General features: G+C 69.0%; 8 protein-coding genes and 2 tRNA genes. 6 read left to right on the top strand and 4 right to left on the bottom strand.

Annotated features, from left to right (window positions below; translation table 11 throughout):
* The first annotated feature begins 161 nt into the window (after nucleotides 1–161).
* The 3 genes from AB0J68_RS19710 (at nucleotide 162) to AB0J68_RS19700 (ending at nucleotide 2,668) form a co-directional block, all read left to right on the top strand.
* Nucleotides 162–659 (top strand): hypothetical protein, encoded by a 498-nt coding sequence (locus AB0J68_RS19710; protein WP_363939814.1) that lies wholly within the window; start codon nucleotides 162–164, stop codon nucleotides 657–659.
* Between the two features lie 445 nt (nucleotides 660–1,104).
* Nucleotides 1,105–1,563, top strand: a complete 459-nt coding sequence (locus AB0J68_RS19705) for a hypothetical protein (RefSeq protein WP_363939812.1) — start codon at nucleotides 1,105–1,107, stop codon at nucleotides 1,561–1,563.
* 1 nt (nucleotide 1,564) lies between these two features.
* Entirely contained in the window at nucleotides 1,565–2,668 is a 1,104-nt protein-coding gene (locus AB0J68_RS19700) for a serine/threonine-protein kinase (protein ID WP_363939810.1), read from the top strand.
* 702 nt (nucleotides 2,669–3,370) lie between these two features.
* On the opposite strand, the gene AB0J68_RS19695 is transcribed toward AB0J68_RS19700, so the two are convergent.
* Nucleotides 3,371–3,574, bottom strand: a complete 204-nt coding sequence (locus AB0J68_RS19695) for a hypothetical protein (RefSeq protein WP_363939808.1) — start codon at nucleotides 3,572–3,574, stop codon at nucleotides 3,371–3,373.
* Between the two features lie 248 nt (nucleotides 3,575–3,822).
* Here AB0J68_RS19695 and AB0J68_RS19690 point away from each other — a divergent pair, with 248 nt between their 5' ends.
* Entirely contained in the window at nucleotides 3,823–5,181 is a 1,359-nt protein-coding gene (locus AB0J68_RS19690; RefSeq protein WP_363939806.1) for a tyrosine-type recombinase/integrase, read from the top strand.
* Between the two features lie 160 nt (nucleotides 5,182–5,341).
* Here AB0J68_RS19690 and AB0J68_RS19685 read toward each other — a convergent pair.
* Both AB0J68_RS19685 and AB0J68_RS19680 read right to left on the bottom strand, forming a co-directional pair.
* Nucleotides 5,342–5,414, bottom strand: a tRNA-Arg gene (locus AB0J68_RS19685).
* Nucleotides 5,415–5,449: 35 nt separating this feature from the next.
* Nucleotides 5,450–5,540: transfer RNA gene (locus tag AB0J68_RS19680), tRNA-Ser, on the bottom strand.
* Nucleotides 5,541–6,031: 491 nt separating this feature from the next.
* On the opposite strand from AB0J68_RS19680, the gene AB0J68_RS19675 reads away from it, so the two are divergent.
* The gene (locus AB0J68_RS19675) at nucleotides 6,032–7,051 is read left to right on the top strand and encodes a hypothetical protein (RefSeq protein ID WP_363939804.1); all 1,020 of its coding nucleotides are present in this window, start codon (nucleotides 6,032–6,034) and stop codon (nucleotides 7,049–7,051) included.
* A gap of 4 nt (nucleotides 7,052–7,055) precedes the next feature.
* On the opposite strand, the gene AB0J68_RS19670 is transcribed toward AB0J68_RS19675, so the two are convergent.
* Complete coding sequence (locus AB0J68_RS19670) at nucleotides 7,056–7,826, bottom strand: CPBP family intramembrane glutamic endopeptidase (protein WP_354857257.1); 771 nt, start codon at nucleotides 7,824–7,826, stop codon at nucleotides 7,056–7,058.
* A 144-nt stretch (nucleotides 7,827–7,970) separates the two neighbouring features.
* Between AB0J68_RS19670 and AB0J68_RS19665 the strand changes: the two genes are divergently transcribed.
* On the top strand, nucleotides 7,971–9,086 hold the full coding sequence (locus AB0J68_RS19665; protein WP_363939802.1) for a globin domain-containing protein: 1,116 nt from the start codon (nucleotides 7,971–7,973) through the stop codon (nucleotides 9,084–9,086).
* Nucleotides 9,087–9,131 lie beyond the last annotated feature (45 nt).

The following is a 9,131-nucleotide window of genomic DNA, read 5'->3' as shown; positions in this document are numbered from 1 at the left end:
GGCGCGCATCGCCGTCGCCTGCCGCCCGGGTCCGTTCGCGGTCGTTGCGGCGTTAGGCGCGGCGAGCGCGTGCCGAACGTCGGCTGTCAGTTGTCACCGATCGCCTGTCAGCGCGGTCACGTTCCGAGGCTGGTTGGTTGCCTGCTGTAGATTGCACTGTCGTGCTTCTCGTGGCAGCGAATCCAGGGCCCGCCGCGCAGCCCACGTTCTGGGAGAACGTCGTCTGCTTACTGTTCGTCTCGTCGGTCGGCTTGCTGTACGTCTGCTACTACTTCGGCTTCAGGATCAACGCTAAGTGCCTTGTCCTGACCAAGAGCACCAGGAAGCCGTGCGCGAGGGACGGCAAGATTCTCGTCGGCTGCCGGCAACACAAGCGACAGAAAACGGTCGCGTGGATTCGTCACATGGGTGCGGCGAGCTGGCTGGATCCGTGGTTCTACCGGATGCACATCATTCCGCCGTCGTTCGCGTCCCTGCCGTCGGCCCCGGCCCCGGCGCCAGCGGTTGCGCACCAGGTCACGTCGCCGGTGGTGGCTGAGACGCCCGGCAGGCGCCTAACGGTCGAAGCCCGGATCGCGTTGTGGGCGTTGGCATTCAGTGTCCTGCAGGCGTTCACGGCCCTCGTCGCTCTCGCTGTCGACGTTGCAGCCGGTGCCTAGGGTTGACTCGAGGCACAGTCTTCAAGGTGGCGCTCCGTCGCCGAAGGCTGCGCTCTCGCCGCTACGGGCATGCTCACCCGCACCACCACCGCATCGTCCACCCCTGCCAGCTAGGCGGGGCCCGCACGAAGCCGCCTCCGTGTGTGCTTGGCCAGCGTCCTGTTCGGTCAGTTTGGGTAGGCGAGCGTGGCTCCGCGGTCCACAATGTCAACTTCTAATACTGGGGCGCGTCCGGTACCGTTCTGGCGTGTCGGTCGGGGGACTCCTACCAGGTAGCCCTGCCTTTCGACGCTCGGGCGGCACCTTTGGCGACCCAAGCCTCCTGTGGTCGGGCCGCTCCACCATCCGTCCGCGCCTGCGGCCCTGTGCCGGCCGCGAAAGACACGTGCCAGACCGACCTGGTAGGCGTGAGGACAAACCGCTGTAGGTCGGGAGGGCGTGGAGCATGGTTACGCTCGGTGTCGCGTGCACGTCGTCGTACGCGTACCTCGTGGTCGCCGATGACGGGGGCATCCTGGACGGCAAACCCGAGCGGCTGGCTTTCCGGAACGGTCTCTCCGAGCCTGAGCGGTTGGTCGAGTTCGGGAAGGACGCCGCTCGCGCCCTGCGCGACGCCGGCGGGTCTGAGGTGGTAATCCTGCGCGCCGTCTCGAGTCACATGGACACGCACACTGGGTGGACGGATCGGCTGGCCATGGAGACGCTGCTGCGGTTGGAGTGCGCGAAGGCCGATATTCCGTGCCGGTACATCTCGCACCAGGCGGTCAAGGGCGTGTTCTCGTTGACCGGGCGCGGCAAGCTGGCGAAGCTTGGTGAGGGCGTAGTCACGCGCAGTGGCCGCTACTGGGGCGATGGCCGCAATCTCGCCGCGCTCGCTGCCGCCGCGGTGAGGGCGGGGGCCTGAGGTGCTTCACGGCGATCGGCTCGATCAGCCGTCGTACTCATTTCTCCGGACTCTGCCCGGGGGTGCAGTCGGCGAAGTCCGGCTCGTCTGGCACAAGCCGCTGCAGCGGATGCTGGTGCAGAAGACAATCGACCTTCTCGGCCTCGAAGACGCCGTCGCCTATCAGGAGCCGAGACTGCTCGACCGGGTTCAACACGATCATGTCGTCAGAATCCGCGACGCCCAGCCGGACCCAGAGATCAACTTTGGGCTAACGCTCGTCATGGACTACCAGCCCGGCGGGAGTGTCCACGACGCGCTGCAGAAGGGCCACCGCTTCGGAGTTCGTCGGGCGCTGCTGCTCGTGGGACAGGTCTTGGACGCGCTCGATCACCTCCACATCCAGCACAGGTTTCTGCACCGCGACGTCAAGCCGGGCAACATCCTGCTCGACCAGGACCGCAAGACGGCGTACCTCAGCGACCTTGGGTCCGCCGCTCCTCTGTCGGACGGCGATCCGACCTGCAGCGCGCACGGCGGGACCTTGCTTTACCGGCCGCCGGAGTACGCGTCGGGGGTACTGGACGCGCGGTCGGACGTCTACAGCCTTGGCGTGACACTGCTCGAGATGCTCCGGGGACCGTTCCCCTACGAACGGATGGACCCCCTTCAGATGGAGGAGGCGTTGGGACGCAACCGGCGGGCGTTCCCGGACGGCCTCGCCGAGTTTCCTCCACACGTCAATCCGCAGGTGCGTAGGGCAGTCCGGTCGATGGCCTCGCAGGCGCCGTCATCGAGGCCCGCATCCGCCATTGACGCGCTTCGCCGGCTACAGGAGTGCAAGACCATCGACTGGCGGCTGTGCGGGCCCCGCGACGGCGGGTCCAGCGAGTGGGAGGGTTCGGGGCTGCCAGGGCGCGATGGAAGAGCCCGTTGCTACCGCGTCGAGGCTGTGCCGCTGGGCGCCGGGCGACATCGTGGCCGGATGCGCGTGAACGTTTTCTACCGCAACCGAGATGGCGCAGCCTGGCGACGACTCGCACCCGAAGCTGTGGTGGATCCCGATGACCGAGATGCCCTGGACCGGGCCTTCTCAACAGCGCACAGCGACGCTTTCCAGCGTTGAGCAGCCCAAAACAGTAGGTCTGGATTAGCCAGACAGGTGCGAAGGCCACCACGCCTGGCAGCCATCGCGGCCTCGGCGGTGAGCTCCCACCCTGCCGACGCCCCGGACCCGACCGCCACGACCAAGCCTTCATCCCTGAGCGAGCGCAGCGCCTGATCCGCTCCAACGATGCGGACGCCGACGTGCGGGTCCGGCCGGGTCAGCGCCCCGTTCAGCGGATCGGCTAACCCGCTCGCCAAGGCCCTTTCGCGCAGCTCAAGCAAGGCACGGTGCAGCGGCCATGCTGGATCGACCGGCGCACGCGTCACCGGTCCGCTGGCAAGCAACGCGCACACGACGTCGGCAAGGGGCAGCCTCATACGCTGAGGTTCGGAGGTAGATACGAGCCGGAGCTGAACCACGCCGCCTCCCCCGTTGCATCGTGCTACCGCTACGGCACCAGCATGCAGCACCAGACCCATGGTCACCAGATACCCGAAGCGGTTCACCGGCCGCTATGAGCATCGGACAGTGGGCGGTGGCATCGGGCACAACCTGCCGCAGGGCGCCGCAGCAAGTCCCCGACGCGGTGCGGTTCATCACCGCATCGAGCAAGAAACCGATTCGGACGACTTACGAAGTTGCCGGGCGGCCAAGCGTCGCTTGGTTGTCGGCTCCGGACGACCCCAGCCCCCGCCAGGGATCGCCCGGATACCGGGGGCGTCACGCGTCGCGGCCGGACAGGAAGCGGATCGCGGTCAGGACGAGGGCGCAGCAGCCGCCGAACGCGACCCCACCCGACAGCAAAGCCTGGCCGATGCTCGGCTCGATCGCCCAGGAGATCCAACTGGTAATCGTCGCGGTCAAGCCGCCCGACAAGACGGCGACGACCAGGCACAACAGCCGGATCAGGGAACCACTCTCCATGCTTCCACCCTTCGCTAAACAGACCCCTCCCCAATGGGGGTGTCTGAAGACGCGTGGGAGCGATGGAGTTGTTCGTCGTCCGTCCATAATGGCTGGCTCTGGAGACGGCCGCAAGTACTGGTGATCGGGGTCGACGCCAACTCCGCACCGCGCGACGGACTGGCTGTCCGTCTACCCCCCAACACCACCACGAAGAATGTGACTAGTCCTCACAAATACCTCCTTAGCGCACAAGAAAAGGGAGAATCGTGGCTGGTTCGGGAACTATCTACAAGCGGTGTGGCTGCCGACACAATGAGACCAAGAAGCGGCTCGAAGCCAACTGCGCACGCCTGCCGGAACGCGGCCATGGCACTTGGTACTTCGCCTGCTCCGCGACCGACGCGTTCGGCAGGCCGACACGGGCTCGTCGAGGTGGCTTCCGGTCCAAGACTGCCGCCACCCAGGCGCGCAACGATTGGCTGAGCCAGACCGGCGAAGAACGCACCGCGCAGGGATGGACCCTCGAACGGTGGCTGCGATATTGGCTGTCCACCCGCACCAAGATCAAGGACACCACCAGGGCCCAGTACGCACGGGACGTCGAACAGTTCCTCATCCCGCACATGGGCAGGATCACCCTGGCCGACCTCAACATCCGCCGAATCCGCGGCGGCTTCGACGACATCGCACAGACCACCAACGGACGCGGCCAGCCACAGTCGCCCTCATGCCTTCAACACCTGCGGACCACTCTTCGCGCGGCACTCAACGTCGCTGTCCGGGAGGGCCTCCTCGACGCTAACCCGATCCGGCACCTCGAACTCCCGTCCTACCGCAAGCCACACGCCCAGGTGTGGACACCCGCACGTGTCGCGGAATGGCAGGCAACCGGTCAACGGCCAGCGGTCGCCGTCTGGACCGCGCCTCATCTCGCCGCGTTCCTCGACGCGGTCACCACCGACCGGCTCTTCGCCATGTGGTGGCTCATCGCCCTACGCGGCCTACGTCGCGGTGAAGCATGCGGCCTGCGCTGGTCTGACATCGACCTCGACCACGGCGTGTTGTTCATCTTCCGCAGCCGCACCACCGTCGGCTACCACGTCATCGAAGGAGAACCCAAAACAGCCGCCAGCACGCGCGCCGTCGCTCTCGACAAACACACCGTGGCCGTGCTCCGAGAGCACCAACGCCGCCAGCGTCAGCAACAGGCCGCCCGCGAGGCGGCAGGCAGAGCCTGTTACGACAGCGGCTACGTGTTCATCCGCCCCGACGGCAGGCCCCTGCACCCCCAATACGCCACCCGGCACTTCAGCCGACTCGTCAAACGAGCCGACATCCCACCGATCCGTCTGCACGACCTCCGCCACGGCGCCGCGTCCCTCGCCCACGAAGCCGGTGCCGACCTCAAAACCGTGCAAGACCTCCTCGGCCACGCCAGCATCGTCACCACCGCTGACACCTACACCAGCGTCCTGCCATATGCCCAGCGTAAGTGCGCTGAGGCCACCGCTCGACTGGTCCTCGCCGCAGCCCGCCGCACCCGCGAGAAGATCAGGAAGAGGGGCCAGAGTAACCGCCCCAACCCCCGCCCAAAAAACAAGCGCGCGGCCAACAAGAAGCGATAATCCCACCGCAAAGCAGCAGGTCAGCCCCCATGCAGCCCCGACAACATTACAGAGAGTGACGGCGCACCCGTGACACCCACGCGACACCCACTGTCCAACCGGGACGATCAACAAAAAACGCCCGACCGCGTTTCCGCAGGTCAGACGTTGTTTGATCTTGTGCGCCCGAAGGGACTCGAACCCCTAACCTTCTGATCCGTAGTCAGATGCTCTATCCATTGAGCTACGGGCGCTCGTGCTCAGCCAGTGTACACACCCGGCTTTCGCGCGGAGACTCCGGGATTCGAACCCGGGAGGGGCTTTAAGACCCCAACCGCATTAGCAGTGCGGCGCCATAGACCAGACTAGGCGAAGTCTCCCTGGTGATCCGCAGACCACCGCGCCCGAGGATACAGGTCGCCACCCACCGGGAGCAAAACGACTTCCGGGGTACGTCCCGGTCCCCGTGTTTCACCCCTGTGCGGCGGCGTGATCGGGACTACGCTCCATCGATATGCAGGAGCAGCCGCCGAGCGAGCCGACCCGTCGAGAGCCTGCTGAAAGAGCGCGTCGACGCTCTCCGCGGCCCACCTTCACGCCGCCGACCGCCGCCGAGCAGCCCGACGAGACGACTGCGCCGCCGGCAGCCGCTCCGGCGAGCCCGCGTCCTCGACGGGCCAAGGCTGCCCCGGCCGTGCTGTTCCAGCCACCGGACCCCGAGCGCCCCCTGCCCCGCCAGCCGCGCCGCTCGTCTCCGGCATCGAGGGTCCCACCCGCCGCCGACCAGGCCAGCCCGCCACCTGACGCCTCACCGGCGGACCAGGCCGGTCCACCGAATGACACCCCAGCGCGCGACCAGGCCGGTCCGTCGGTGAACACCCCGGCCGATGAGCAGGCCAGCCTGCCGGAGACCGCCCCAGCCGCCGACCAGGCCAGCCCCTCCGACGGCACCCCGGCAGCGGAAATGGACCAGCCGGGCAGCAAGCGGGCGACCCCCAAGGCCACCCCCAGCAAGAAGGCCACCTCAGCCGAGAAGGCCCTCCCGGCCAAGAAAGCCACCCCCACCCAGCGGGCCACCCCAGCCAGGCAAACCGCCCCGGCCGACGAGATCACCCCAGCCAGGAAGGTCACCCGAGCCAAGAAGGCCGCCCCGGCGATCAAGCGCAACGCCCCGCCCGCGCAAGCCACCTCGGCGCCGCAGCCCTCGACCGCCATGGCCGGAGCAGAGAACGAGCCGGTGCAGGCTTCGGGGCGTACCCCGGAATCGGATGTGCGGGCGGTGATCGCCCGCCTGCGCGACCACCCGGGCTTCGCGCCGGAGTTGCTGGCGCTGGAGGCGGTCCGGGCGCTCGGTCCCGGCGCGGCCGAGTGGGCGCAGCGACTGCGGGCGCGGTATCCGGACGCTCCGGCGGACGGCCTGGCGCGGCTGGCGACGCGGCGGTACGTGCGGGCGGCCGGCGCGGGAGGGGCGGCGGCCGCGCTGGCCGGGCTCTTCGCGCCGCTCGCCGAGCTGGCCTCGGTGCTGTGGACGCAGGCCAACCTGGTGCTACGACTGGCTGCGGTGTACGGCAAGGATCCGACGCACCCTGACCGGGCCGCCGACCTGCTGGTGCTCACCCTTGTGCATCCGGACGCGACGAGCGCGCAGGAGGCCCTGCTCGCGGCACAGACGACTGGCGATCCGGTCGAGGGCGCCTGGCCGCGGGCGGCGGAGGCCGCGTGGCGGCTGGCGGCGCCGCTCACCGCCCAGGCGGGCGGGTGGGTGGCGTTGCGGTTGGCGTCCCGCCTGTTGCCGGGTGCGGCGGTGGTCGCCGCCACGTTGGGTGACGCGGCGGCGGCCGATCGGTTGGCCGCGCGGGCGGTGGCCGCCTACCGGCCGGGCCGGCGCTGAGCGGTCAGAGCCAGGTGAACCAGTCGCGGGGCAGCAGCGCGTAGCCGACGAAGGCGACCACGTCGAGCAGGGTGTGCGCGATGATCAGCGGCAGCACCCGGCGGGTTCGCAGGTAGAAGAGGCTGAACACGACGCCCATGATCGCGTTGCCGACGAACGCGCCGAAGCCCTGGTAGAGGTGGTAGCTCCCGCGTAGCAGCGCACTGGCCGCGATGATCGCGGCGAGCCGCCACTGGAGCTGGCGCAGCCGGGTGACCAGGTAGCCGACCACGATCACCTCCTCCAGCACGGCGTTCTGCACGGCGGAGAGGATCAGCACCGGAACCGCCCACCAGACGTGCGGCAGGGCCGCCGGCACCAGCGTGGCGTTGATGCCGAGCTGTGCCGCCGCCCAGAACAGGGCCAGGCCGGGCAGGCCGATCAGCGCGGCCAGGCCGGCACCCCGGGCCAGGTCCTGGCCGGGCCGCCGCGCGTCCAGGCCGAGGGTCCGCACCGGGTCGCCGGGGTCACGGCTGAGCAGGTGTACGGCGAGCAGCACGGGCAGCAGCGCGAAGACGATGCCGAGGAGCTGGTACGTCAGGTCCAGCCAGGGTCGGGCCGACGCCGAGGTGTTCAGTGACGCGGTCTGCTTGGAGAGCGGCCCCTCGGCGGTCAGCTTCGCGATGATCGAGACCACCGCGTAGACCGCGGACTGGCCGAGGGAGAGACCGAGGACCAGCAGCGTCTCGGTCCCCAGTACTCGGCGGGACACCGGGCGGGTCAGCTCAACGGTCACCGCACCACTCTGCCCGACGGACGGCACGGCGGACACGGCCGATCGGCCGGCGTGAACCGATCGCACATTCTGTGCGACCGGTGAGCACGCTCCGTGGAGATTCTATGAGCGCCCGATCCGCTGCCGTCTGGAGAAGGAGCACCGGTGGACAACGTCGCACGGTTGCTGAAGGAGAGCTGGACCCTCGTCGAGGAGGACCGGGAGCGGCTGAGCGGGCACTTCTACGCCCGACTGTTCCTGCTCGACCCCGCCCTGCGGCAGCTCTTCCCGGTGCAGATGACCGGCCAGGGTGACCGCCTGCTGGAAGCGATCATCACGGCGATCCACACCGTGGACGACCCGGAGAGCTTCGACGAGTTCCTGCGAGCGCTGGGCCGGGACCACCGCAAGTACCACGTCGACGACCGGCACTACGCCACGATGGGCGTCGCGCTGCTCGATGCGCTGCGCAGCACCGCCGGCGACGGCTGGAACCTGGAGTACGACCAGGCATGGCGGGACGCGTACGCGGCGATTGCGGCGAAGATGGTGGCCGGGGCTGCCGACGACGACAACCCGCCGTTCTGGCACGCCGAGGTGCTGACCCACGAGCGGCACGGCTCGGACATCGCCGTGCTGACCTGCCGGGCCCTGCAACATCCGCTGTCCTGGCGGGCGGGCCAGTACGTCAGCCTGGAGCTGCCCCGCTTCCACCCGCGGGTGTGGCGGAACTACTCGGTGGCGAACGCCCCGAACGACGACAACGTGCTGGAGTTCCACGTGCGGAGCCCCGGCGCGGGGTGGGTGTCCGGGGCGCTGGTCCGCCGCGTACAGCCCGGGCACCTGCTGCGCCTGGCGGCGCCGATGGGGTCGATGACCCTGGACCGCACCTCGGAGCGGGACATCCTCTGCGTGGCCGGCGGCGTCGGGCTGGCGCCGATCAAGGCGCTGGTGGAGGAGCTGGCCAGCTACAACCGGACGCGCTGGGTGCACGTCTTCTACGGCGCCCGGCACGCGACGGACCTGTACGGGCTGGCCCGCCTGCAGGAGTTGGTGGCCGCGCACCCGTGGTTGTCGGTCACCGCAGCGTGCAGCGACGACCCCGACTTCGACGGCGAGTTGGGCGACATCCCGGACGTGGTGGCCCGGTACGGCCCGTGGACGACGCACGACTGCTACGTCTCCGGGTCGGCGCAGATGGTCCGGTCGACGCTGCGGGTGCTGGCCGCGGACGAGGTGCCGCCGCCGAACATCCGCTACGACACGTTCGGCGATCTCTAGACGTTCCTCCCCCCACACCGGGGCGCGTGCCCCAGGGGGCAGGGG

It is taken from the genome of Micromonospora sp. NPDC049580 (assembly GCF_040675595.1).
In the GTDB taxonomy this organism is placed as follows: Bacteria; Actinomycetota; Actinomycetes; order Mycobacteriales; family Micromonosporaceae; genus Micromonospora.
Note: the sequence above shows the minus strand (reverse complement) of the source record. Positions and strands in the feature narration are given on the sequence as shown.